Origin of the sequence: Blautia hominis (genome assembly GCA_002270465.1) — a bacterium.
Lineage (GTDB): Bacteria > Bacillota > Clostridia > Lachnospirales > Lachnospiraceae > Blautia > Blautia hominis.
Window position 1 is genome coordinate 871,139 of sequence record NQOF01000002.1, and the last position, 23,537, is coordinate 894,675.

Sequence of the window (23,537 nt, forward strand, 5' to 3'; positions counted from 1 at the left end):
TATTCCTCTCTACTCTTTTACTGCGGCGGCCACGATCCCCTGTTCCAGATAATCCTGGCCGCACAGGAACACCAACAGGGCAGGAAGTAAAGTCACTACAGAAGCGGCAAAGGAAATTCCGGCTTTTTCCGGAGTGATCAAAGGAAGATACAGGGAAAGAGGCCAAAGCTTTTTACTTTTCAGAAATGTCATGGGCTGTTCTATCAGATTCCAGGATTCCAGAAAACTCAGAACAACAGCCGAGACAATACCGGATGAGCCAAGGGGCAGCCCTATATGAAAGAATATGGCCCTCTCTCCCGCTCCGTCTATTCTCGCCGCATCCATGAGCGCCTGGGGTACACCACAGAAAAAACGGTACATGATAAAGACGGGAAAGGTGGAGAAGGCCCCCGGAAGGATGACTGCCCAGAGTGTGTCCGTGAGCTTTATCTTGGAGAGAACCAGATAGCCGGACAGCATGGTCACCTGGAATGGCATCATCATAAGCAATATGTATAAGGAGAATAACAGTTTTTTTAAGGGAAAATCATATTTTGCAAATCCCCATGCAGCAGGGATCCCGCACAATAACTGCCCTGCCAGGATTCCCCCGGAAAGGAGCACAGAATTCCAAAACATATGGAAATACTCAGGGGAATCCAGAAGGAGCTGCACATAATGCCTGAGTGTAGGCATAAGGGGCAGAAAGCTCCAGGTCATTGGCTTCGTACCAAGCCCCAGGGCTGCACCAAGATGAGATTTTAATTCACCGCTCCCCATAAGCGAGCCGGTGAAGAGAAAAAATATAGGGTAACAGACAGCCATGCCCAGAAGAAGCAGCAGGAATCCGGTTATTTTTTTACTCATTTTCATTACTCCTCACAGTTCCAGGCACGCTGCAGCAAAAAGACAAAGACAATGATCACAAGGACCATCAGAACCGCCGCTGCTGCCAGCTTGTCAAAATCCATTTCCCGGAACCAGTTGTTAAACAGATGCTGTAAAAGGTACATGCTTTCATCCGGATAATCCCCGGCGGCCAGATATCCCTCCCGGAATACTTTAAAAGAGTTTAAAAAAGACAGAACCGTGATGGTGTAAAGGACCGGTTTCAAATTGGGAAGAGTGATCTTCCAGAAACAAATCCACGCCCCTGCCCCGTCTGTCCTGGCTGCCTCGTACAGGCTGTAGGGAATGCCGGACAATCCGGCCATCCATAGCACAATGTCGTATCCCAGGTTTTTCCAGATGTAGCTGAATACCAGTATCCAGAAGGCGTATTTGGAATTCATCCAGTCCGCCGGGGTCTGCCCCATCTTTTCTATCATGATGCTGAGATATCCTTCCGCGTGGAACACCACTCTCCATAAAAGAACCACAGAGGCCACAGGAACCGCCATGGGAAGCAGGAAAGCGGATTTTAGAAAACTGCCCAGTATTCCCTGCCTGTGCAGAAATACACTGATAAATAGGGATAAGCACACAAGAAGGGGGATACAGATTCCGGTGAAACGCAGGGTGTTTTTTGCTGCCAGCCAAAAGGCAGGGGTTTGGAAAAGCGTTTTATAATTTTCCAAACCCGTCCATCCCCTTGTGACCGCGCTCTGGAAAGAGCGCAGTGTCACGTCCAGAAAGGGGACAAGGACAAAGAAGCAGACACCTGCAAAACTGGGCAGGATGAACAGGATTCCCGTCAGGGCATATTTTTTCCTCCTCATAGGGATCACTCCGCCAGATAGAGATTGAGTTTTTTCAGGATCGCGTCAACCGTATCGGTAACGGACGCTTCACCGGAAAGACATTTGATGCCCTCTGTGATAACGGTCCTGTTTATCATTTCATCTGTGACGGTGGGGGTTGTAAGCGTGTCCATCACATCTTTCATGGCGTTTATTTCCTCCTCTGTGGGTGAAATAAATTCCATATCAAACGAGCTTCCATCCACATCATTTTCTACGTGCCGCATTCCAAGCGGATAATTGGAAGGCATTTTCAGCTTGTCGGCAAAAGCTGTTTTGTTTACCGGCCAGGAGGATAAGGCGGAACTTTGCTGTCCTTCTTTTAAAAGATATCGGATGAAATCTTTGGCAATTTCTCCGCTGCCGGTTTTGGAGCTGATGCCCACAGGGGCAATCGGGATAAATACATCTGCGGACTGGCCCGGTGCGCTTTTGTAGCTGCCGTCACCAAGGTATTTTGCCATGTTCAGGACGTTAGCCAGGCCTTCCACATTCATGAGGTTTCCCAGGGTAATATGGGAGTCCGTGTGGCCCATTTCCAATGCATTAAGCGAGGCGCTAGTCATAAAGGGCGTTATATCCAGGAGCTGTGTATCGGAAATAAGCGGGGACTCATACTCATCGGGTGCATTCTGTGCGTCCGCGATTTTTTTTGCATTTTCAAAGAAGTCCGTTAGTTTCTCTTGGTCCATGGTGCCGTCCTCTGCGATCCAGGAGGGGGAGGAGGAGGGGAGCAGCGCCAGTAAAAGCGTGGTATTTGTCATAGTTCCCAGGACGTGGGAAACCTCCGGGCGATCAGCCCTCTCCTGCTCTGCCGCCAGGGCAAGATCATCCAGATTTTTAATATTGGACAGTAAAGACTGCTTTCCGATCAAAAGAGGTACCGCAAAACTGGTAGGCACCGCACAGACAGCACCGTCTGATTTATAGGCATCCGTGATATTGGTAAAAAGGCCTTCTTCTTTGTCTGTTTCTTTCAAAATATCCTGAATATCCATTAGCAGTCCCTTTTCCGTATAGGAGGAGATGGGAAGACCGTCCAGCATCAGGATATCAGGTCCTTCTCCGGCCATAATATTTGTGTTCAGAGTCTTCAGCGCATCTGTCCTTGTCACCGCATCGTCTCCTGTCATGCCGGTTTCGTATTCCAGCATCACATCCGGATGTCCGCTTTGAAAGGATGTGATAAGCTGACGGACATAAGGTGTGTCATACAGAGAATATACGGTAAGGGTGTGCTCCGGTTTCACAGATGCGTTGGCATCATAGACGTAACGGAACATCCGCTCCTGACCGTCTATATAATAATGGATGACAACAGTTCCGTCCGTCAGTACAGTAGTGTTTACAACAGAGGATACAGGACTGTTCATCTGTCCCATGGAACCGGTGAAAATTTTCTCCGCAGCAGTCCCGTCTGTCATAAAACGGTAAATACCGGATTGGTTAATAAAATACAGAGATTTCCCGTCAGCACCCGGCATGGAAACGCCAATATCGGATAATTCATTCTGCAGAAAATCACCCAGAGCTTCCTGCTCTCCTTTTTCCTCCTGCGTTTCCAGGTCATATACTGTGACTTTTGTGTTATCATATTCAATATTGCCGTCATCCGTAATATCCATATCCCTTGAAATGGTGTACAGGCTGTCACCTGCACAGACATATGAGGTATCTCCCATGATCTCCTCTCCCTGTACCACTTCTTTTTCAAAGGTATGCTTAAGCTGAAAGGTTTCCCCATCTAACTGGTAGAGATTTTCAAAGTCTGCACATAAAAAATCCCCAAAATCGGTAAAGTAAGCAAACCCCATGGACTGCCTCATGGCTGACTGCCCGGATTCATCCGCATTTTCGGCGGGAAGTTCCGTATCTACCGTTTGGATCGTTCCGTCCGTCTGTACCAGCTTGTATACGGTCTGCTCTCCTCTTGTTCCATAGAATATCCTTCCGTCCCCGGCTATGGAAAGAAACTCTAATCCGTATTCTACGGACAGGTCATCTTTCATCTCCTGGGGCATCTCCTGCCAGGGCGTCCAGGTTTCGCCTTTGTCAGCGGAATCAAAGATGCCTGTCCTTGCGGCAATCCTCAGGTTTCCGTTATCCAGTCCCTTCATCTCCAGGATAACATCATCCGGTGCGATCCACTCTTCGCTGCTGCCTGTAGTTCGGAAAATGTCCGTGTTGTCAAACTTTATCTCCTGTTCCACATACCTGCCCTTTGGCACACTGCTGCTTTTGGTATCTCCTTTTTTTTCAGCCTGCTGTTCTTTTTCTCCACATGCAGCCAAGGATGCGGCCAGTGTTATGATAAGTGCGGCTGAGATCATTTTTGTCCACTTTTTATTCATGTATCAATCTATCCTTTCCTAAATACTCCCTGTAAGACCGGTCTTCTTACAAAAGCCAGTATAACACAGCAAACCTCTACACATCATCTATTCAATCTCTAATTTCAATCTAATTCCGGAAAAACAGTGTCTAATCACAGGGGAAAATGCTATACTAACCATAGTCTTATAAGGGACCGGCAGTCCGGACGGATGGGCTGCCTGACAGGAAAGGGGAAACATATTTATGAGGATTCTGATCATTGAGGACGATATACAGCTATGCCAGACACTTGCCTATCGGCTGAAAAAAGAAGGAATTCATGCGGATCACTGCCATGATGGCAGGGAAGGACTGAATCTTGCAAGGGAAAATGTCCATGAGCTGATCCTGCTGGACCGGATGCTTCCGTCTCTTTCCGGGACCGAGGTGCTGAAGCGCCTTAGAAGTGAAGGAAACAGCACACCGGTGATACTGGTCACTGCACTGGGAGAAGTGAAGGAACGTGTGCAGGGGCTGGACTGCGGCGCAGATGACTATCTGGTTAAACCCATTGCCTTTGAGGAACTGATGGCAAGAATACGGAGTATTGGCCGAAGGCCCAGGTTCATAGACCGGGGGGAGAAACTTCATTACCGGGATTTATCTTTTGATGTGAACGCAAAGGTACTCTCCTGCGGGGAAACGTCCTGCAGGCTGTCACGGACAGAGGGAAACCTGATGGAGGTTTTTTTGAAAAATCCGGGACAGGTACTGGCAAGAAAGATCCTTGTTAATAAGGTGTGGGGCATTGATACGGAGATTGAGGATGGGAACCTGGATAATTTCATTCACTTCCTCAGAAGAAGGCTGAAATCCGTTGGAAGCTGTCTGTCTATCCGGACCATACGCGGCGTGGGCTACAGTCTGGAGGAATAAATGTACAAAAAACTCCGAATGAAAATGACGCTTTTCTGCACAGCAGTTACCGGGGTCATTCTTTTGGCAATGACACTTGCCGGGCTTCTGGCTTTTCAAAATCTTTTAGATGCCAATGACGCGGCGGTGCATGACAAAGAGGTTGATTCTGTGCTGGCTTATCTGGAAAAAAGCAGGGTCATAGATTATGGACAGATTGCCACAATGGCAAATCCGCGTTTTTATACCATAGATCTGTATGAAAACGGAGTACTATACTCCTATGATTCTGAAGAGGAAAAGCAGGAAATGATGGATAAAATAATCCATAGGGCAATGGAGCACTATGGATTTGATGTCAATCATCCACCCTTGGGAAAAGGTATTACTAAACCATTGGAATTTTCCTTTGATCATAAGAAAACAGAACATCTGGTAACTTTCGCATCTGTTCCCTATCCCTATGGAACTTTTTGTGTTGTGATTTCCTACGCAAGAGAAACATTGGAACGGCAGATTCTGTATTTATATGTGGTTTTTACGGTCATTGATCTGACTGCGCTGCTGCTTTTGCTTTTATTTTCCTGGTTTTACACAGGCCGTATGCTGGCTCCTATTGAAAAAAACCGGACAAAACAAATACAGTTTGTGGCATCTGCCTCCCATGAACTCCGTTCTCCTCTGGCAGTCATGTTGTCCAGTGCGGATGCGCTGGCAGTGGCCGATGAGGAGGACAGGACCGGATTTCATGAAATCATAAAGGCGGAGGGTCTGAGAATGTCGCGGCTGATCCATGACATGCTGTCACTTGCCAGTGCGGATAATCAGACATGGTCTATGCATTTTGAAAAGATTTCCCTGGATACTATGATCCCTGAAGTATATGAGAGGTATCATATGCTGGCAAAAAGAAAGGGGCTGAAGCTGCAGATCACACTTCCCGACAGTGGGGAGGAGCCGGAGGTCTTCTGCGACGGGCAGCGCCTGGAACAGGTCCTGGGGATCTTACTTGACAATGCGGTGAGCTACACACCAAAGGGCGGTATCATTTATCTGGGATATGAAAAGGACGGTGCACGTTGGAAACTCTGGGTAGCTGACAACGGTCCGGGAATCCCGGATGAATGGAAAGAACGGATATTTGACCGCTTTTTCAGAGGTGATATTTCCAGAAAAGAGAAAAAGCACTTTGGACTCGGACTCAGTATCGCGGGAGAGATCGTACGGCTTCATAAAGGAAAGATTTGGGTAGAGGATAGGGAAGGCGGCGGGTGTGTCTTTTATTTTACGGTCCCGGGCGGCTGAGGCAATTCAATGGGAAGTAAAGTTTACTGTAATAATATTATGTAAACTATATATTATGTGAAACTGTCTTTTCAATGAAAAACAATACTATTATAGAAAATTTTTTCTATAAAAAAACACACATCGGAAATTTGATACACCGATGTGTGTTTTTGGGTTTTATTCAGTCACAGTCCACAGAGCTGCCAATTATTATTTTCAGTCATAGTCCAGAGCTGCATAATTATTTTTTTCAGTCATAGTCCACAAAGCTGTGCAATTATCTTTTTAGTCATAGTCCGAATTGCTATGTATTGACATGGGTGAAGAATAACCCTTACATGCCGTCAGGTCTGCGGATATAATCCCATGGATTTTTATACACGCCGTTTACGCTGACGCCAAAGTGCAGATGATATCCCGTTGCGGCACCTGTCATACCCACATAGCCAATTACCTGGCTGGCTTTGACGGTTTGTCCTTTTTTGACAGCAGGATTTGAGATCATGTGCATATAGATGGTATGAAGGCCGTTCCCGTGGTCGATCTCCACGTAATTGCCCTCTCCTCCCCAGCCATATCCTGCATTGACTACAGTGCCCCCTGCAGCGGCAAGAACTCTGGAATTGGCCGGTGCAGCCAAATCCACACCTTTATGATTGGTAGAACCGATCCCGCCCGGGCTGTCACGGTTTCCGAATTCACTGGATACATAAGTGATACTTGGACAGGGGAAGCACCACGGACCGTTGGTATTTTCCACCTCTGTCCGGATTCCGTTGGAGTCCAGATAGTAGCCGTCCATATAGGTATTGACAGCCATGGCACCGTTTGATTTGAAATAGTAATAATCCTCTTCTATTTTCTGCCAACCGGTAAGCATGACGCCGTTTTTATCCAGATAATATTTGCTTCCTCCCAGTGTGACCATACCGGTCTGCATCACACCGCTGCGATTGAAATAGTACCATTTTCCGCTGATCTGCTGCCATCCGGTGAGTGTGATCCCGCTGCTGTTAAGGTAATATTTTTTATCTTTTATAGTCAGCCAGCCGGAAGACATAGCTCCATTTGACGGATTAAAGTAATAAGAACAGCCGCCGATCTTCTGCCATCCGGTAAGCATGGCACCACTGCCGTTGAGATAATACCAAGTATTGCCAAGTTTCAGCCAACCGGTCTGCATCACACCGCTGCCATTAGAATAATACCAGGTCTTGCCTACCTGATACCAGCCGGTGCACATAGCGCCGCCTGAAGGATTGAGATAGTACCAGGTACCACCCAGATTCAGCCATCCGGTGGCCATGGAACCATTCCCATTCAGATAATACCAGGTACTTCCAACCCTGAGCCACCCGGTCTGCATGGCGCCGCTGCCATTGGAATAATACCAGGTCTTGCCTACTTTATACCACCCGGTCTGCATGGCCCCGCTTGTGGGATTGAGATAATACCAGGTACCACCCAGGTTCAGCCATCCGGTGGCCATAGAACCATTTCCATTCAGATAATACCAGGTATTTCCAATGATAATCCACCCGGTCTGCATGGCCCCGCTGCCGTTGGAGTAATACCAGGTCTTGCCCACTTTGTACCAACCGGTCTGCATGGCGCCGCTGGACGGATTCAAGTAATACCAGGTACCGCCCAGGTTCAGCCACCCGGCTGCCATAGCGCCGCTGCCATTCAGATAATACCAGGTGCCGTTTAAGTTCAGCCATCCGGTCTGCATGGCACCGCTGCCATTAGAGTAATACCAGGTTTTTCCCACCATGTACCATCCTGTTTTCATGACTCCGTCGGAAGGATTGAGATAATACCAGGTACCGCCCAGATTCAGCCATCCGGTGGCGGCAGCACCGTTTCCCTGTAAATAATACCAGCGGTTGTTGATCAGCCGCCATCCCCCTGCCTCCATAACTCCGCTGCCATTCAGATAATACCGGCTGCCGCCTATTTTCTGCCAGCCTGTGAGCATGATTCCATCTTTATTCAGATAGTACCAGGAGCCGTTTAAATTCAGCCAGTTGTTTGTGTGCAGAGATCCATTGGGATATATGTAGTACCAATGCTTGTTATAACTTACCCAGCCATTGCCGGTGAGCATAGCTCCATTGGAATTTAAAAGATATTTTTTTCCATCTGTACTTAAAAGACCTGTTTTCATTTTTCCGTCAGATGCCAGATAATACCAGACACCATTTAAATTCAGCCAGCCTTTATTGTAGAGAGTTTGATCTTTATTCACATAGTAATAGGTCTTGCCGCTTTTCAGCCATCCGGCTTTGGTATATAAGCTGCCGTCTTTATTGATATAGTATAGCTTATCGGATACTTTCAGGATGGTTTTCTGATACATAAGGCCGTCATCCTGGAAATAATATTTCTTTCCGTCAACAGTTCCCCATCCCACGGTTTTCAACCCCTGCTCGTCCAGGTAATAAGTGCCTTCCTCCAAGGTAAGCCATCCGGTAGCCAGGGTACCGTCTTCCTTGTAATAATGGGTACCGTTTTCCTCCTCCACCCAGCCTGTTTTTACAGGGAGCGCCTGATCATTCTCACCCGCGGGCTGTTCGGAGGCCGGTACATCACCGGGATCCCCTTCAGGTTCATTGGGGTCAGCATCCGCATCGTTCTTGTTTTCATCCGGATTCTCTGTATTATCTGTATTCTGATCAGAATCTGGCAGCGGTTCTTCATTCAATGCAGAATCCTGTTCTTCATCTGAACCGGAAATATTCTGGGATGTACCGCTTAGCTGGGCATTGGTATTTGTGGTACTGTCCTCCTGGGCCGCATTTATATTCTGCTGGCTTACCATCAGGGATGCACTCAGGATGGCACCGCAGACTGCTGTCTTGATTAATTTTTTATTCCTCATCTTCTCCCCCTTACGCAAATGTACTTTCATCCAATATAATGGTAAAAGGTCCCTCGTTTACAAGTGATACCTGCATCAGCGCACCGAATCTGCCGGTTTTGACTACAGGTACTTGTTCTCTTGTTTTCTCTATCATATATTCATAAAGTGATTCCGCCATCTGGGGTTCTCCCGCATGGAAGAAGCTGGGACGGTTGCCTTTTTTGCAGTTGGCGTACAGTGTGAACTGGGAGATCAAAAGGACCTCTCCGCCCACATCTGCCAGAGACAGGTTTGTCTTACCCTCTGCATCTGCAAAGATCCGCAGGTTGACCATTTTCTTGATATACTGGTCAGCCATCTCTTTTGTGTCCTCTCTGCCGATTCCCACGAAAACCAGAAACCCGCGGTTGATACTGCCTATGCACTCCCCTTCCACATGGACAGAAGCCTCAGTGACTTTTTGAATGACTAATTTCATTTACGCAAAAAACTCCTTTTTTTCTTTTCGTTCTCTTCCTTTTTTTCCTCGGTTACCAGTTTTACCGGTTCCAGAGTTTCCGGATTAATATAATCCACATCCTGATACAGATTATCCTCAGTGGGCAGGTCTTTCTTTTTCAGCCAGGAATTGCGCAGGTATTTGAGGCCTGCCACGATCACTGCCCATACCGGTACACCGATGATCATGCCCGGAATGCCTAAAAGGCCGCCGAACAGTAAGATAGCCACAATGACCATGAAACTGGACAGGCCCGTGGAGCCGCCCAAGATCTTCGGTCCAAGAATATTACCGTCGAACTGCTGAAGCAGAAGAATGGTGATCAGGAAATACAGGCACTGCATGGGATTGACCAGCAGGATGATAAAGGCGCTGGGTATAGCACCGAGGTACGGACCAAAAAACGGGATAACATTGGTCACACCAACGATCACACTGACCAGGATCGCATAGGGGGTTCCTATGACTGAGGTCAGGATATAACACAAAACACCGATAATAGCGGAATCTACGATCTTGCCGTTTACAAAACCGCCGAAGGTCTTATTCACAAAACGGCATCCTCTGATGATGTCATTGGCCCTCTCCGCATCAAAGGCAGCGTAGATGAACATTTTACCCTGTGTCAGAAATCCTTCTTTGTCAGCCATCAGATAGACAGAGATAATGGCACCGATCAGGAAGTTCTTGATGAAGACCAAGGCGCCGAACACACCTGTGGTAAACTGCTGCAGAACCTCTTTTAACTGGGGCAGGAGCTGTACATTCATCCAGGTTTCCATTTTGGATGAATAGCTGTTGAAGAAATCAATGGCAGTGGAGCGAAGCTCCGGATTATCCTTCAGGATGGAATTCAGCCAGTTGCCCACATTCTGCACATATCTGGGCATATCATTGATAATACTGATGATACTTTCCACAATAGACGGCACGATCATAGCCATCAGGGAATAAATGATCAGCAGCGCGAACATCAGCGCAAAAAAGACGCAGATATAACGGACTGCTTTTTTCTTCTTTTTATTAATTTCTATTTTCCTTCTCTTCATCAGAGGAAAGAAAAATTTCTGCTCCAGAAAGTTGACTACAGGGGTCAGCAGATAGGCTATGACCACTCCGAATATTACCGGCATCATAACACTGCTCAGAATCCGGAATCCCCGTATGAGCACATCCATATGAAAAATTCCAAAATAAAAGAGCATACTGGCACAAATGACGGTCAATGCTGTAACGCCCCAATACAAATATTTTTTATCCCAACGAAACTTCATGATTAAGCCTCCGATTATGCATAAACTGGAATCATTATAACATGAAATTTATTATTTGTGTCATAATTCTGTAAAAAAGTTATTTATTTTTTTAATTTTATATGATATATTCAACGAGATAAGTGAGGATTCTCCCACCCCTACAGGCGGAGAGATAAATCACCCAAAATAAAAGTAACGGCAGTAGCGGACAAAGAAGAAAAGAATTATGCTGCGGAGGATATTGAAATGAAATTACAGAAGTTATTGAGTCTTACCAGAAAAGCGGTGGATGAGTTCTCTCTTATAGAGGACGGAGATAAGATCGCGGTGGGTGTTTCGGGAGGAAAGGACAGCTTGTCTATGCTTTATGCCCTCCACGGACTGATGCGTTTTTACCCTCATCCTTTTTCCATAGAAGTGATCACCGTGGACCTTGGTCATCCCGGGTTCCATGTGGAGAAAATAAAAGAGCTGTGTGATTCCCTCTCCCTGCCGTTCACAGTGGTGAAGACAGATATCGCACAGATCATCTTTGATGAGCGGAAAGAGAGCAACCCCTGTTCCCTCTGCGCCAAGATGCGCAAAGGAGCCCTCAACGAGGAGGCAAAGAGACTGGGCTGCAATAAGGTGGCTTACGCTCACCATAAGGATGATGTGGTGGAGACTATGCTGCTCTCCCTTATTTTTGAAGGAAGATTTCATACTTTTTCACCCAAGACCTATCTGGACCGGATGGACTTGACCGTGATCCGTCCTCTGCTCTATGTGGAGGAGGCTGATGTCATTGGGTTTAAAAATAAATATGACCTGCCTGTGGAGAAAAGCCCCTGCCCAGTAGACGGATATACCAAAAGACAGTATGCCAAGGAACTGCTCCGGGATTTGACAAAAGAACATCCCGGTACCAAGGAACGCATGTTTACTGCCATTTTAAACAGCAGTATAAACGGATGGGACAAAAGAACACCGAAATAAATGCCGTAACAAGAAGCACCGCAGAATGCAGATCCTGCGGTGCTTCTTCATTACGATCATTGCGATCCCCGTAAACCGGTATTTCTGTCAGCCTTTTTTATTTCTCTTATTATCTCTGATCTCAATGGCCTTTTTGATCATTTCCACACAGCCGTCAATACCCAGTATGCCGCTGTTCAGACATAAGTCATAGCTGGTGGCATCGCCCCATTTTTTGCTGGTGTAGTAATTATAGTAACTGGCCCTTCTCTTGTCTGTCTTCTGGATCCTGTCTTTTGCTGCCGAGTCGGTCAGTTCATGCTTCCTGGCGATTCTCTTGATCCTTTTATCCAGATCAGCATGTATAAATACACTGATCGCACCCTCGTAATCAGAAAGCGCATAATCCGCACAGCGTCCAACGATAACGCAGGGAGCTTCAGAAGCCAGTTTTTTAATTGTGTCAAACTGTGCCAGAAACACCTTGTGGTTGATGGGCATATCGGTAAATGCCGCTGAGGAATAGCCAAAGGAATATGTATCCATGACCAGAGAATACAAAAAACTGTTGGTTGGCTTTTCGTCATTATTCTCGAATAATTCCTGGCATAATCCGCTGTCCTTGGCTGCCCTGTCAAGAAGCTCCTTGTCATAACATTTAATACCCAGTTCCTCTGCCAGACGCAGACCAACTTCTTTTCCGCCGCTTCCGTACTGTCTTCCGATTGTAATTACCGTATTTGCTGCCATAATCAAACACTCCTCTCTATTCGATAATCCCTCTCTGAGATTGTTGTAGCAATTCAACAGAGAAATATGGAATTATTATCTTACTATAACTATTATAATCTATTTTATCCAATCTGTATATAAAATTTATATTATTTTATCGGAATTTTATGAGAAGTTTTTCAAAATATTCCGGAAGAGGTGCCGAAAACTCCAGATATTCTTTTGTGGCCGGATGGATAAAACCTAAAATCATAGCGTGAAGTGTCTGGCCTTCCAGACCCGGTACGGGACATTTTTTTGGTCCATACACCATATCCCCCAGAAGCGGGTGCCCAATGCTGCTCATGTGCACACGTATCTGATGGGTACGGCCTGTTTCCAGGCGGCATTCCACATAGGTGTAGTTTCCAAAACGTTCCAGAACCTTATAATGGGTGACAGCAGGTTTTCCGTTCTTTTGATTGACAGCCATTTTCTTCCGCTCTGTGGGGTGACGTCCGATGGGACCTTCCACAACGCCCTCGTCCTCTGTCAGATTTCCATGTACAATGGCACGGTAGCGCCTGGTTATGCTGTGATCCTTGAGCTGCTGCGCCAGATTCCTGTGTGCCAGATCCGTCTTGCATACCAGAAGAGCACCGGTGGTATCCTTATCAATACGGTGTACAATACCGGGACGAAGGACTCCGTTAATGCCGGAGAGATTTCCACGGCAGTGGTATAAAAGAGCATTTACCAATGTGCCGCTGTAATGGCCTGCGCTTGGATGCACCACCATTCCTTTTGGTTTATCCACCACAAGAAGATGCTCATCTTCATAAAGGACTGACAAAGGGATGTCCTCGGGCAGGATATCCGGTTCCCGGCTGTCAGGTATAAAGACACAGATCTCCTCGTCTTCTGAAAGCTGGTAACTGGATTTTACCGGCCGGTCTCCCACAGTGACGTTTCCCTCCTTAAGCTGCTTTTGAAGAAAAGAGCGTGAATAGTCCGCAAGTTCCAATGCCAGATATTTGTCGATACGTTCCCCTGCCAAGGAGGGGTCAACGAACAGGCAGATCTTTTTCATTTCTTCTTTCCTTTCCCTGATAAAAATGCAAAATCCTCTTCTTTGTAGATAAATAAAAAGGAGATCAGGAACAACGCCATGGAGACTACCACATAGATATCCGCCACATTAAAGACAGGAAAATTTATGGGAGAGAAATAAATAAAATCCACAACATAATTCAGCCGGACCCGGTCAATAAAGTTGCCAATCGCCCCTGCACAGATGACAAAACAGATGATCCGGAGAAACAGGTATTTTTTATCTGAGGGCATATGCCAGAGTACATAGATCACAGCACACAAAATGATGACGGTCATAATACCAAAGAAAAGAAACTGGTTCTGAAAGAGGCCAAAAGCAGCTCCCCTGTTTTCCAGATAATGCAGGTAGAGTACATTGTCAATCAGGGGGATATCCGGCTGATTCTTCAGATGGCGGACAGCCAGGTATTTTGTCCACTGGTCAAGACCTGTTAAAAGTGCCACACTGATGAGAAACTGCACCAGCACAGTGATTTTTTTTGTTTTTTGCTTCATGTTCGTCTCCCTGCAGCTATTCCAGTATTTCCCGGATGGCTGTGAGCAGTTCTTCATCTGTCACAGTTTTATCCACCACCGCGTATCCGGGTTCTTTCATGAGAATAAACTTGATCCTTCCCTGCTCCATCTTTTTGTCTGATTTCGTCACGCTTAACACTTCCTCCGCACGCAGACCGTCTGTGGAGACAGGCAGGCCAAAGGCCTCCAGAAGCTTCTTGACCTCTTCATACTCTTCCACTGTGATCATGCCGCGTCTCATGGATAAATATGCTGAGGCCACAGTGCCTACGGCCACGCACTGGCCGTGAAGCAGACGGAAATCCTTTAATTTTTCAACAGCATGTCCAACGGTGTGCCCCATATTCAGCACAGCACGCTCCCCCTGTTCTGTAGGATCATGTTCAACCACCGTCTTTTTGATGACACAGCTTTTGTAGATCATTTCCGACAAAATGTCTGTATCAAGCGACAAGATCCCGGCACGGTTCTCATACAGCCATTGGGAGTATGAGGCGTCACGGATAAAGCCATGCTTTACCACCTCACCCATGCCACAGGAAAACTGCTCCAGAGGCAGCGTGCACAGTGTGCTCACATTCATATACACCATACGGGGCTGGTGGAAGGCGCCTACCATATTCTTATATTTTAAGAAATCAACCCCCGTCTTTCCGCCGATGCTGCTGTCCACCTGGGCCAGAAGCGTGGTGGGGATCTGGATAAAATCAATCCCCCTCAGATAAGTAGCAGCCGCGAATCCGGTCATATCGCCCACCACACCGCCGCCAAGGGCTGCCAGAAAATCTTTCCGGTCAAAATGCATTTCAATTAAATGCTGGTAAATCCCCTGAATCTGTTCCAGGGTCTTGTTCTCCTCCCCTGCAGGCAGCACATAGGTGGTCACAAAATAAGCGCATCTCTCCAGCTCTTTTTTTACTGTATTTAAAAAGAGCGGAGCAACGGTGCTGTCTGTAACAATGCAGAATTTCCTCTTAGCCAGTTCCAGCCGCTTTAGCTGTGCTGATAAATCCGAAAAATCCTTACGGAATATAATGGGATAGGAAAAATCCCCGTCTCTTCTTACCTGTAATATGTCTGCTGTCATTCTTTTCACTCCTGTCTTAACAATATCTGGCCAGGCTTATATGATACCTGTTCTTTTTGGTGATGCCTCCTACTTCCTCAAAACGGAATTTTCCTTTGCCCCGCACAGAGACAATATCTCCCACTTTCAGATTATATCCGTTGGAGAGGATATTCTTTCCATTGACAAAAACTTTTCCCCCTTCTATGAGGGAAATCATACTGCTCCTTGATGAGGAAAATGCCAGGGCGATGACACTGTCCAGTCTTACGGAAGACACCGTTCCCGAAACCTTCTCTGTCTTCAGGGAAGGCAGCTCCTCCAGGGCATTCAAAAGCTCCGGCACTACATTGGTGTGGCGGACACGGCACAACTCCTGTAAAAGAAACGGCGCCATATTCTCATGACAGAAAACATGGGCAGTCTTCCCTTCCACCAAAATATCACCAATCTTGTTTCTCTCTATACCCAGGTTTAATATGGCCCCCAGATAATCTCTGTGGGTCAGGCTTTCTGCAAACTTTTCCGCTGCAGGGCGGATACGGATACAGGAAATAGGATAATCCTGCTGAAAGAAAAGAGCATCAGGGATGAATGCTGCCATCTGACGCTCTGCCAATGCATAGCCTCCGAAAGTTTCCACTTTGACCCCTGATCCGTTCTTTGGCAGGCTCTGCAACATATGCAATTCATTTAAGTCCAAAAAATCAGAGAAAGTAAGAACGCCGCGATAATAGGCATTCTTACTTAACTCTTTCATACGTTTTTCAAATAAAGTTTCTTTTTCCATGGTTTGTCCGCAATTCATTAGTATTCGGTCCGTATGGACGGGATATCAAAAGCACCGTTTAAGATCTGCTGATAGTCTCCGGTAATGTCCACGCTGGCCGGTGTCAGAATAAATATGTAACTGGACACTTTCTGCAGGCTTCCGCCTATGGAATAGCAGGAACCTGAAGTAAAATCAATGATTCTCTGCGCAACTTCCATATCCAGACCTTCCAGGTTCAGGATAACGGTGCAGTTGGCGATCAGTGTATCTGCAATCTCTCTTGTATCTTCCATATTGGTGGGCTTGATCACGCAAACTTCCATTGCGCTGCCTGTTCTTTTTACCTGACGCATCGGGGTAACCTTGGAGGAGGAAGCTGCAGCTGAAGATGCAGACTTGGCAGTCTTTTGTGACTTAACAGGCTTGGACGCCTTGGGAGCAGACTGCTTTTCCGCCTTTTTGTAGCTGCGCGGTTCATAGTCGTCTAAGTCATCATCATCTTCCTCTAATTTTTTGAAGAAACGTCTCTTGGGTTTTTCATCATCGAACTCGTCATCGAACTCATCATCCAGAAATTCGTCGTCGTCGTAATCGTCGTTCACTTTGATCGCATCTAAAAACTTATCTAAAACACCCATGATAAAATCTCCAATCTTATTTGCTATAATCTCTTTCTCCGAAAATGCCTGTCCCTACACGGACCATCGTGGCACCCTCTTCAATGGCAACCTCATAATCACCAGTCATGCCCATGCTGAGCACAGCCATAGTAACATTATTAAATTTTTTCTCTTCAATGTCAACACTTAATTTTCTTAAATTTCTAAAAACTTCCCTGTTTTCTTCAGCATTTTCAACAAACGGGGCAATGGTCATCAGCCCTTTCACCGCAATATTTGGAAGTTTTGATATGGCTTCCGCAAGTGCCGCCGTTTCATCCGGGCTTACACCAAATTTGCTGTCCTCACCGGCCACATTGACTTCGATGAGAATATTGGCAGTTACCCCTTTTTTTTCCGCTTCCTGGCTGACCGTCTCTGCCAGACGGAGGGAATCCACCGAATGGATCAGACAGGCTTTGTCCACGATGTATTTTACTTTATTTCTCTGTAAATGTCCAATCATATGCCAGTGAATCCCTGAGGGAAGTGCCTCCTCCTTGGCTGTCAGCTCTTGTACCTTATTCTCACCGAAATCCACTACGCCCTGAGGCAGCAGTTCCTCGATCATAGACATGGGTTTTGTCTTGCTCACAGCGATGAGGGTAACCTCATCCTGGTTTCTTCCTGCCCGGCGGCAGGCTTCCTTTACTTTTTCTTCCACTGCAAGATAATTTTCACATACACTCATGTTTCATCTCTCCTTACTTTCCAGTCAGTATATCTTCTTCTTTTACGCTCTCTCCGTCCTCCACAATTCTGTCAAAGGCTTCCAGACCGTAAGATGTGTTGGGTCTTACAATACAGTATTCTTCATTCTGATCAATGATATCAATTTGTCTGAATACCGCATATCCTTTGTTCATACTGTAAACACCCTCCAGATAGTCAATCTCACCTACCACAAAGGTTTCCTGTGTTTCCGGCTTATACAGGACATCCCCGTCCTGGAAGGTCTGTTTATCCACATAACAGTACCCATCCTGGGCTGCCGTATTCTCTGTATCCTCGGATACTTCGGCATCCAGGTTCTCCTCTGCTGTGTTCTTATAAATAGTGGCAGATACAAACTCTGTTGTCTTATCTCCGCCTTTCGTGGCTGTCTCACGCAGAAACCCGGCAGAATTTTCATTTCCTCCTTTGGTCAGGAAAGAGGAGGGAATGATATAAAATTCTTTGGTCACAATAGAACTCATGGGGATCTTCAGCCCGCTCTGGGTATTGATGACCAATTCTATTTTGAGGAAACGGTCAGAGGCATAGCGCACCATACCATTTTTCAGTGTGATCTTTGCCACCTTCTGGTTTCCCACGTTCATAATGGAGAGCTGTCCGGTCTGTGTCTCTCCGTCTTTTAGAAACTTCACTTTGATACTCTTGCGGTCTGCCAGTTTAGCAGCCAGTTTGTCGGATAGCGGCACCATGAGCGTCCAGTTGTCATCTTTGACCAGTTTGTACACAGCATCTCCGGCTTTGGCCTGCCCGTCTGTGAGCAGGTCCTTCTTTTCATAGGCTTTTTGATTAAAATCTTCCTCTGTCAGGTCCTCTACGGTTTTTCCTTCATATCCGTCTGTGGAGTATATGACAAGACCAGCGCTGGGGGATGTATGTACCACTTGGTTTCCGAACGTCATGGAACCCCGGATGACGGTCACATCACTGTCCACCTCGTCCTGGTCCTCCACTGCGTCAGCCGGCGCCGTCCCCTGGGAGGATGCCTGCTGAAAGATCAGGCCCTGCATTTCATATTTGAAACTGTAGGCATCGTAAAAATCCGTTCCGCTGAAGTTATTGGAAAAATCAGCGATCCTGGTGCGGACTTGCTCCAGCTGGTCTTTGGACAGGGTGATATCAGCCTTGACGTTTTTGGTATCGCTCAGGGCATAGACATTGCCGCCCTTTCGTACTTTCATGCCTTCCCTGGCATAGTAACGTATATAGCCCGGGCTGTCGGCAGAGACAACCTCCTCGTCGCGTACCGCCAGTGCTGTACAGACAGGGTTCCTGGAGAGAGGACCTGCCGTTACCTGATAGGAGGTGACGTGGGTGGAGGTGATGTAAAGCAGAACGGTGATCAGCATGTAAATAAACAGTGCGCCAAAAAGCAGTGTGGCAATATTAAAAGTAAATAATTTTTTGATGATATTCAGCAAGTTTTTTATAAATGTCAATATTTTTTCTCTCAATTGGAATGAAAATCTCCTTTCATTATCGTTTTCCATTTTAACATTTTCGGCATTTAAGTACAATAGCCAATTTTATTGTATAAAAATTATAAATAATGCAGAAAATAGAAAAAGATAAAGGAGGAATTATCATGAAATCAAATGGATTAGATTATACCGCATTAGTTATTACCGTTATCGGCGCCCTCAATTGGGGGTTGATCGGACTGTTCCGTTTCAATCTGGTTACATTCCTGTTCGGAGACATGACATGGCTTTCAAGAGTTGTATATGTCATTGTAGGAATCTGCGGACTCTATCTGCTGAGCCTGTTCGGAAGGATCACATCTATGGGTGACCGCTGAGCACGCGCAGAAAAAAGCCGCCGCACGCCTGTCTTTTCAGGGTGTGCAGCGGCTTTTTTACTCATTCGTTTTTGTTTATTTATAAAGATGTGACGATCATATGTCTCACATCTTCAGGAAGATCCTTTTCGTCTTTTGAAAGGCTGATAATAAAGGAAACATTATAACGCTCTGCAATCTTCTCAAGGCTGGCCATAACCTTTGAAATGTTCTCCGGGGAATTTTCCAGTCTGGAGATCTTCAGGAAACCATCCAGATACATCTGCTCAAGATCATGATCCTGGGAAACAATACCGCGGATAAAACCAACAAACTCATCACTGTTTTCAATACCGTATTCCATCACATCTATCAGACGGATTTTATTATTCAGCTCATACATATGCTTTGTACTCTTATCTAAGTAAACAACTGAGCCGTTCGCGTTCCTGACCTCAGCATTAGCCTTGTCTAGAAGAATTTTTGTCTTTCCTTTACCTTTTTCACCTACAATTAACTGAACCATCGCATTTTCCTCCTTAGCCGCACGTAATATGTATATTTACTAAAAACGTGGTTATCTTGGAATTAATTATAGTGCATTTCGTTCAAAAATACAATGGTAAAATAAAAAATTTCTGCTATTTTTTGAAATTTCATTATTTCTTTAGGAACGGTTCACTTTCTCAAGAAGCTGGTTCATGCGCTCATACAAAACGGGTTTGTTTTCCGCGTTCAGAACAATGGAAACATAAGGTTCCCCATAGTTATTCTGAACCATAAGAGCCAAACAGTTTCCCGCTTTGGCAGTGGTTCCTGTTTTACCGCCCAGAATAGTAACTCCTTTAGGTGCGCTGGACTCCCCTGTCAGATACTGGTCTGTGGCGTCCAGCCACTTCTGCATCTGGGTACCGTCTGCAGACTTATAGTTGATGGTATAGTTGCTTAGCTGGGTAATATCCGTGAACTCCTGATGTTTCATGGCTTCATTGAGCATCAGATAGATGTCATATACTGTTGTATAGTGCTCCTCATCGTGAAGTCCGTGCGGATTCACAAAATGTGTCCCTGTCATGCCCAGGCGCTGGGCTTCCTCATTCATCATATCCACAAAGCCTTCCACGCTGCCGCCCACGGTCCTGGCAATAGCCATCGCCGCATCATTGGCTGAATAGACAAGAAGTGCATGGAAGAGCTGGTCCATGGATATCTGGTCTCCCTCCGCAAGTCCGCAGACCTGGGAATCCGCCTCCAGCTGGACATCCTGTGCCTGAATGGTCACAATCTCATCCATGTTGGCTTTGCCGAGTGCTACCAGTGCGGTCATGATCTTAGTGATACTGGCCGGATAAGACTTTTCATACAGCGATTTTGAAAAAAGCAGTTTTTTGTCCTGAATATCAAACAGTGCTGCTCTTTCTTCTCCCTGGGTCTCAATCCCTTCCAGAGGTGTATCACCTGCACCCACGCACAGATCTGCTGCCACACCTTTTGCTACCAGGGAATCCTCGCCTATGGTCTGACCAAACACTTCCGTAGTCAGCCTGAACGCCATAGGCGCATCCACGGCCTGTTTTCCTTTCAGCATGAAGATCCCCAGCACACCTGCTAACAGCAGGATAACGAAAAACATGCCAAGAAACAGGGTACGCTTGATCTTACGCTTTCTCTGTGCCTTTTTGGAAAGCCTTTTTTTTGGTTTATTTGTACATTTCACGCCAGTCTAACTCTCCTCTGTCAAGTGATCTGATCATCATTTCTGCTGTGGCAAGATTGGTTGCCAGTGGTATATTATGTGTGTCACACAGATGAAAGATCCGCTTTACATCCGGATCATGTTTCTGAGGCGCCAGTGGTTCCCGCAGATAGATGATGAGATCCATCTGGTTCTGTTCGATCAGCGCTCCCATCTGCTGTTCTCCGCCCAGATGGCCGGCCAGGAACTTGTGTACATTCAAATTGGAAGCCTCCTCAATGAGCCTGCCTGTGGTACCTGTAGCGTATAGCTGATTTTTTGAAAGGATACTCCTGTAGGCAACACAGAAGTTCTGCATTAATTTTTTCTTAGAGTTGTGTGCAATTAATCCGATGTTCACGATTTTTCTACCTCCCTGTAGGTTCTGTTTTTCTGAAGACTGACATTTAATACCAGCCCCATACCGATATAAAGGCTTACCATGGAAGAAAGCCCGTAGCTGACAAAGGGAAGCGGCGTACCTGTGTTGGGGCCAAGTCCCGTTGCCACGCAGATGTTGATAAAGCTCTGTACTGCTATAACGGATGCCATACCGTAGCATATCAGGCTGCCGGATAAATCCTTTGCCCTTCTGCCCGTCCTCATACACTCATATATGATCAGAAAAATAAGAAGGAGCAGGGCTGTACAGCCCAAAAATCCCAGTTCCTCCCCTGCAACGGAAAAGATAAAGTCTGTCTGGCTCTCTGATACAAAGTTGCCTTTGTTTGCCGATGCCACTTCATTGTTGTTCAAACCTTTTCCTGTCAGTTTTCCTGAGCCGATCGCCATGATGGAATTTTGCTGCTGGAGTACATCGTCTGAGTATTCCTCTTCCTCCGGATAGAGAAAGGTCATGATCCGGTCTCTCTGATATTCTTTTATGAGCTTCTGGTCCGGCTGTATGACAATAAACAGAAATACAACCACCAGGGGTATGGCAATCAGCAGCGCCCCGCCTATAATTTTATAGCTCAGCCCTGCAAGATACAGCAGTATACAGAAAAGTATAGCAACTGTAATGGTATTTTTCAAGTCCGGCTGGTTATAAATCAAAAGCAGAGGGATAGCCATCAGCACGACTGTTTTCAATATTGTCTTTAATGTATTCAAATCTTCCTCGTGTTCCATCAGATAGCGTGCGAGAAACAGAATGAGAATGATCTTCGCCAGCTCTGTAGGCTGGAACTGGAAGCTTCCGATCCGCAGCCATCTGGCAGCGCCTTTGGACTCTGTACCAATCAGCCGTACCAGAAGAAGCATGAGGATATTGCCCACATACATGATCCAGTAGAAGTTCAGGATCCAGCTGAAATCCATCAGGGATATGACCGCCATGACAATAAGCCCCAGCATCATACCAAAGAACTGCTTCCTCTGCAAATCCGGTTCCGCACTTCCAACCAGCAGCACCCCCATGAAGGTGAGTACAACCAGAAACAGCACCAGTCTGAAATTATAGTCACGTAGTTTATATTGTTTAATCATGAAAACACCTAGTTTTATCCTTAAAGTCCTTTTTTACCTGTTCCTAAAAACCGGGATAGGATTCCTGTATATCCGCTTTCAGAGGAATCTTTGCCAAAACGGTAGTGGTATCCTTCAAATAACGGATCTCCACTTTTTGTTCCTGTACAGTGAAATATTTACTCACGGCACGGACCATATCGTTTTGAAGCATGGTCATCATTTGTGGAGAACAATCCAGCCTCTCGGATACGAGGAGAAGCTTCAGCCGGTCCTTTGCTACATGACCGGAACGTTTATTCCGAAAATGAATCAACACGCAGGCCCTCCCTTACCTTATTATTTTTTAAAGATACCGGACAGCCTTTTAAACACACCCTGCTTTGTCTGGAAATTCAGGAAAGGTACATCCTCCCCCGCTATCCTGCGGCAGATGTTTAAAAATGCCTGTCCTGACATGGAGTCCTGCCCGCAGAGAGGCTCTCCCTGATTGGTGGCAATGACCACAGCCTCATCATCCGGGATCGCGCCTAAAAGTTCCACAGCCAGGATCTCCGTCACGTCCTCCACAGACATCATTTCCCCGCGCCTTATCATATCCATACGCAGACGGTTGATGATAAGCTGCACTCTCGGCATTTCATTTGCCTGTAAAAGCCCGATAATACGGTCTGCGTCGCGGATGGCGGAAACCTCAGGCGTAGTGACCACAATGGCCCGGTTAGCCCCCGCAATGGCATTTTTAAAGCCCTGTTCAATGCCTGCCGGGCAGTCCAGCAGAATATAGTCAAACTCTTCCGACAGATCATCTGTCAGTTTAATCATCTGTTCAGGTGTGATAGCTGTCTTGTCTCTGGTCTGGGCAGAGGGAAGCAGGCAGAGATTGTCACACTGCTTGTCCCGGATGAGCGCCTGCTTCATGCGGCAGCTCCCCTCAATGACATCAATGAGATTATAGACAATCCTGTTCTCAAGCCCAAGGACCACGTCCAGGTTCCTAAGCCCGATATCCGTGTCCACTACGACAACCTTTTTGTTGAGCTTTGCAAGTCCAAGCCCCAGATTTGCCGTAACGGTGGTTTTTCCGACCCCGCCTTTTCCGGAAGTCACTACAATAATTTCACTCATATCCTATCCTCCTAAATCCTTTTTGAAGCTGCGCAACAGCTCAGATAAGCTGA

24 protein-coding genes are annotated in these 23,537 nt (G+C 46.3%); 4 read left to right on the forward strand and 20 right to left on the reverse strand.

Going from position 1 to position 23,537, the window contains the following annotated elements; genetic code table 11:
• Positions 1-9 precede the first annotated feature (9 nt).
• From CI595_RS09980 to CI595_RS09990, 3 genes are read right to left on the reverse strand one after another with little or no spacing between them, the layout of a single operon-like run.
• A complete protein-coding gene (locus CI595_RS09980; protein ID WP_095173085.1) occupies positions 10-849 on the reverse strand; it encodes a carbohydrate ABC transporter permease in 840 nt (279 codons plus the stop codon).
• A gap of 5 nt (positions 850-854) precedes the next feature.
• Entirely contained in the window at positions 855-1,700 is an 846-nt protein-coding gene (locus CI595_RS09985) for a carbohydrate ABC transporter permease (protein WP_095173086.1), read from the reverse strand.
• A 5-nt stretch (positions 1,701-1,705) separates the two neighbouring features.
• Positions 1,706-4,072 carry an ABC transporter substrate-binding protein gene (locus tag CI595_RS09990; RefSeq protein WP_095173087.1) on the reverse strand — a complete coding sequence of 789 codons (2,367 nt, stop codon included), beginning with the start codon at positions 4,070-4,072 and terminating at the stop codon, positions 1,706-1,708.
• A gap of 226 nt (positions 4,073-4,298) precedes the next feature.
• Here CI595_RS09990 and CI595_RS09995 point away from each other — a divergent pair, with 226 nt between their 5' ends.
• Together CI595_RS09995 and CI595_RS10000 are read left to right on the forward strand one after the other, a co-directional pair.
• A complete protein-coding gene (locus tag CI595_RS09995) occupies positions 4,299-4,970 on the forward strand; it encodes a response regulator transcription factor (RefSeq protein ID WP_095173088.1) in 672 nt (223 codons plus the stop codon).
• Complete coding sequence (locus CI595_RS10000; RefSeq protein WP_095173089.1) at positions 4,971-6,254, forward strand: sensor histidine kinase; 1,284 nt, start codon at positions 4,971-4,973, stop codon at positions 6,252-6,254.
• 316 nt (positions 6,255-6,570) lie between these two features.
• On the opposite strand, the gene CI595_RS10005 is transcribed toward CI595_RS10000, so the two are convergent.
• Genes CI595_RS10005 through CI595_RS10015 form a run of 3 tightly spaced genes read right to left on the reverse strand, consistent with a single transcriptional unit; the run spans position 6,571 to position 10,872 of the window.
• Positions 6,571-9,117 carry a peptidoglycan DD-metalloendopeptidase family protein gene (locus tag CI595_RS10005; RefSeq protein WP_162291847.1) on the reverse strand — a complete coding sequence of 849 codons (2,547 nt, stop codon included), beginning with the start codon at positions 9,115-9,117 and terminating at the stop codon, positions 6,571-6,573.
• Positions 9,118-9,127: 10 nt separating this feature from the next.
• Positions 9,128-9,577 (reverse strand): D-aminoacyl-tRNA deacylase, encoded by a 450-nt coding sequence (gene dtd, locus CI595_RS10010; protein WP_095173091.1) that lies wholly within the window; start codon positions 9,575-9,577, stop codon positions 9,128-9,130.
• On the reverse strand, positions 9,574-10,872 hold the full coding sequence (locus CI595_RS10015; RefSeq protein WP_095173092.1) for an AI-2E family transporter: 1,299 nt from the start codon (positions 10,870-10,872) through the stop codon (positions 9,574-9,576). Before CI595_RS10015 ends, dtd begins: the two co-directional genes overlap by 4 nt.
• A gap of 228 nt (positions 10,873-11,100) precedes the next feature.
• On the opposite strand from CI595_RS10015, the gene CI595_RS10020 reads away from it, so the two are divergent.
• Positions 11,101-11,829 (forward strand): tRNA 2-thiocytidine biosynthesis TtcA family protein, encoded by a 729-nt coding sequence (locus tag CI595_RS10020; protein WP_095173093.1) that lies wholly within the window; start codon positions 11,101-11,103, stop codon positions 11,827-11,829.
• A gap of 87 nt (positions 11,830-11,916) precedes the next feature.
• On the opposite strand, the gene CI595_RS10025 is transcribed toward CI595_RS10020, so the two are convergent.
• From CI595_RS10025 to CI595_RS10060, 8 genes are all read right to left on the reverse strand, one after another.
• Positions 11,917-12,558: a cytidylate kinase-like family protein gene (locus CI595_RS10025; protein ID WP_065541699.1), complete on the reverse strand. Its 642-nt coding sequence runs from the start codon at positions 12,556-12,558 to the stop codon at positions 11,917-11,919.
• 136 nt (positions 12,559-12,694) lie between these two features.
• Positions 12,695-13,609, reverse strand: a complete 915-nt coding sequence (locus CI595_RS10030) for an RluA family pseudouridine synthase (protein WP_095173094.1) — start codon at positions 13,607-13,609, stop codon at positions 12,695-12,697.
• On the reverse strand, positions 13,606-14,127 hold the full coding sequence (gene lspA, locus CI595_RS10035; protein WP_095173095.1) for a signal peptidase II: 522 nt from the start codon (positions 14,125-14,127) through the stop codon (positions 13,606-13,608). The genes CI595_RS10030 and lspA overlap by 4 nt, the downstream gene beginning before the upstream one ends.
• A 16-nt stretch (positions 14,128-14,143) precedes the next feature.
• Positions 14,144-15,235, reverse strand: a complete 1,092-nt coding sequence (aroB, locus tag CI595_RS10040; protein WP_095173096.1) for a 3-dehydroquinate synthase — start codon at positions 15,233-15,235, stop codon at positions 14,144-14,146.
• 16 nt (positions 15,236-15,251) lie between these two features.
• Positions 15,252-16,004 (reverse strand): YlmH family RNA-binding protein, encoded by a 753-nt coding sequence (locus tag CI595_RS10045; RefSeq protein ID WP_095173097.1) that lies wholly within the window; start codon positions 16,002-16,004, stop codon positions 15,252-15,254.
• Positions 16,005-16,021: 17 nt separating this feature from the next.
• The gene (locus tag CI595_RS10050; protein WP_095173098.1) at positions 16,022-16,624 is read right to left on the reverse strand and encodes a cell division protein SepF; all 603 of its coding nucleotides are present in this window, start codon (positions 16,622-16,624) and stop codon (positions 16,022-16,024) included.
• Positions 16,625-16,640: 16 nt separating this feature from the next.
• Positions 16,641-17,336 carry a YggS family pyridoxal phosphate-dependent enzyme gene (locus CI595_RS10055; protein ID WP_095173099.1) on the reverse strand — a complete coding sequence of 232 codons (696 nt, stop codon included), beginning with the start codon at positions 17,334-17,336 and terminating at the stop codon, positions 16,641-16,643.
• Positions 17,337-17,349: 13 nt separating this feature from the next.
• Positions 17,350-18,831, reverse strand: a complete 1,482-nt coding sequence (locus tag CI595_RS10060; protein WP_095173100.1) for a biotin/lipoyl attachment domain-containing protein — start codon at positions 18,829-18,831, stop codon at positions 17,350-17,352.
• 131 nt (positions 18,832-18,962) lie between these two features.
• Between CI595_RS10060 and CI595_RS10065 the strand changes: the two genes are divergently transcribed.
• On the forward strand, positions 18,963-19,175 hold the full coding sequence (locus CI595_RS10065; RefSeq protein WP_065541707.1) for a DUF378 domain-containing protein: 213 nt from the start codon (positions 18,963-18,965) through the stop codon (positions 19,173-19,175).
• Between the two features lie 79 nt (positions 19,176-19,254).
• Here the strand turns inward: CI595_RS10065 and CI595_RS10070 are convergent, their stop codons facing one another.
• The 6 genes from CI595_RS10070 to minD all read right to left on the reverse strand — a co-directional run bounded on the left by CI595_RS10070 (position 19,255) and on the right by minD (position 23,484).
• Positions 19,255-19,680, reverse strand: coding sequence for a twitching motility protein PilT (locus CI595_RS10070; RefSeq protein ID WP_095173101.1), 426 nt, complete (start codon positions 19,678-19,680; stop codon positions 19,255-19,257).
• A 141-nt stretch (positions 19,681-19,821) separates the two neighbouring features.
• Positions 19,822-20,871 (reverse strand): D-alanyl-D-alanine carboxypeptidase family protein, encoded by a 1,050-nt coding sequence (locus tag CI595_RS10075; protein ID WP_095173102.1) that lies wholly within the window; start codon positions 20,869-20,871, stop codon positions 19,822-19,824.
• Positions 20,855-21,250, reverse strand: a complete 396-nt coding sequence (locus CI595_RS10080) for a methylglyoxal synthase (protein ID WP_095173103.1) — start codon at positions 21,248-21,250, stop codon at positions 20,855-20,857. Before CI595_RS10080 ends, CI595_RS10075 begins: the two co-directional genes overlap by 17 nt.
• Positions 21,247-22,377 carry an FtsW/RodA/SpoVE family cell cycle protein gene (locus tag CI595_RS10085; protein ID WP_095173104.1) on the reverse strand — a complete coding sequence of 377 codons (1,131 nt, stop codon included), beginning with the start codon at positions 22,375-22,377 and terminating at the stop codon, positions 21,247-21,249. The genes CI595_RS10080 and CI595_RS10085 overlap by 4 nt, the downstream gene beginning before the upstream one ends.
• A 43-nt stretch (positions 22,378-22,420) precedes the next feature.
• On the reverse strand, positions 22,421-22,672 hold the full coding sequence (gene minE / locus CI595_RS10090) for a cell division topological specificity factor MinE (RefSeq protein WP_065541712.1): 252 nt from the start codon (positions 22,670-22,672) through the stop codon (positions 22,421-22,423).
• A gap of 23 nt (positions 22,673-22,695) precedes the next feature.
• Positions 22,696-23,484 carry a septum site-determining protein MinD gene (gene minD / locus CI595_RS10095; RefSeq protein ID WP_095173105.1) on the reverse strand — a complete coding sequence of 263 codons (789 nt, stop codon included), beginning with the start codon at positions 23,482-23,484 and terminating at the stop codon, positions 22,696-22,698.
• Positions 23,485-23,537: the final 53 nt, after the last annotated feature.

Excerpts from the sequence above, each read along its gene's own strand:
- minD (WP_095173105.1), bottom strand. The coding sequence starts at position 23,484 with ATGAGTGAAATTATTGTAGTGACTTCCGGAAAAGGCGGGGTCGGAAAA.
- CI595_RS10085 (WP_095173104.1), bottom strand. The coding sequence starts at position 22,377 with ATGATTAAACAATATAAACTACGTGACTATAATTTCAGACTGGTGCTG.
- CI595_RS10020 (WP_095173093.1), top strand. The coding sequence starts at position 11,101 with ATGAAATTACAGAAGTTATTGAGTCTTACCAGAAAAGCGGTGGATGAG.
- CI595_RS10050 (WP_095173098.1), bottom strand. The coding sequence starts at position 16,624 with ATGGGTGTTTTAGATAAGTTTTTAGATGCGATCAAAGTGAACGACGAT.
- dtd (WP_095173091.1), bottom strand. The coding sequence starts at position 9,577 with ATGAAATTAGTCATTCAAAAAGTCACTGAGGCTTCTGTCCATGTGGAA.
- CI595_RS09995 (WP_095173088.1), top strand. The coding sequence starts at position 4,299 with ATGAGGATTCTGATCATTGAGGACGATATACAGCTATGCCAGACACTT.
- CI595_RS10005 (WP_162291847.1), bottom strand. The coding sequence starts at position 9,117 with ATGAGGAATAAAAAATTAATCAAGACAGCAGTCTGCGGTGCCATCCTG.
- CI595_RS09985 (WP_095173086.1), bottom strand. The coding sequence starts at position 1,700 with ATGAGGAGGAAAAAATATGCCCTGACGGGAATCCTGTTCATCCTGCCC.
- aroB (WP_095173096.1), bottom strand. The coding sequence starts at position 15,235 with ATGACAGCAGACATATTACAGGTAAGAAGAGACGGGGATTTTTCCTAT.
- CI595_RS10070 (WP_095173101.1), bottom strand. The coding sequence starts at position 19,680 with ATGGTTCAGTTAATTGTAGGTGAAAAAGGTAAAGGAAAGACAAAAATT.
- lspA (WP_095173095.1), bottom strand. The coding sequence starts at position 14,127 with ATGAAGCAAAAAACAAAAAAAATCACTGTGCTGGTGCAGTTTCTCATC.
- CI595_RS10025 (WP_065541699.1), bottom strand. The coding sequence starts at position 12,558 with ATGGCAGCAAATACGGTAATTACAATCGGAAGACAGTACGGAAGCGGC.
- CI595_RS09980 (WP_095173085.1), bottom strand. The coding sequence starts at position 849 with ATGAGTAAAAAAATAACCGGATTCCTGCTGCTTCTTCTGGGCATGGCT.
- CI595_RS10015 (WP_095173092.1), bottom strand. The coding sequence starts at position 10,872 with ATGAAGTTTCGTTGGGATAAAAAATATTTGTATTGGGGCGTTACAGCA.
- CI595_RS10055 (WP_095173099.1), bottom strand. The coding sequence starts at position 17,336 with ATGAGTGTATGTGAAAATTATCTTGCAGTGGAAGAAAAAGTAAAGGAA.
- CI595_RS10065 (WP_065541707.1), top strand. The coding sequence starts at position 18,963 with ATGAAATCAAATGGATTAGATTATACCGCATTAGTTATTACCGTTATC.
- CI595_RS10045 (WP_095173097.1), bottom strand. The coding sequence starts at position 16,004 with ATGGAAAAAGAAACTTTATTTGAAAAACGTATGAAAGAGTTAAGTAAG.
- CI595_RS10030 (WP_095173094.1), bottom strand. The coding sequence starts at position 13,609 with ATGAAAAAGATCTGCCTGTTCGTTGACCCCTCCTTGGCAGGGGAACGT.
- CI595_RS09990 (WP_095173087.1), bottom strand. The coding sequence starts at position 4,072 with ATGAATAAAAAGTGGACAAAAATGATCTCAGCCGCACTTATCATAACA.
- CI595_RS10000 (WP_095173089.1), top strand. The coding sequence starts at position 4,971 with ATGTACAAAAAACTCCGAATGAAAATGACGCTTTTCTGCACAGCAGTT.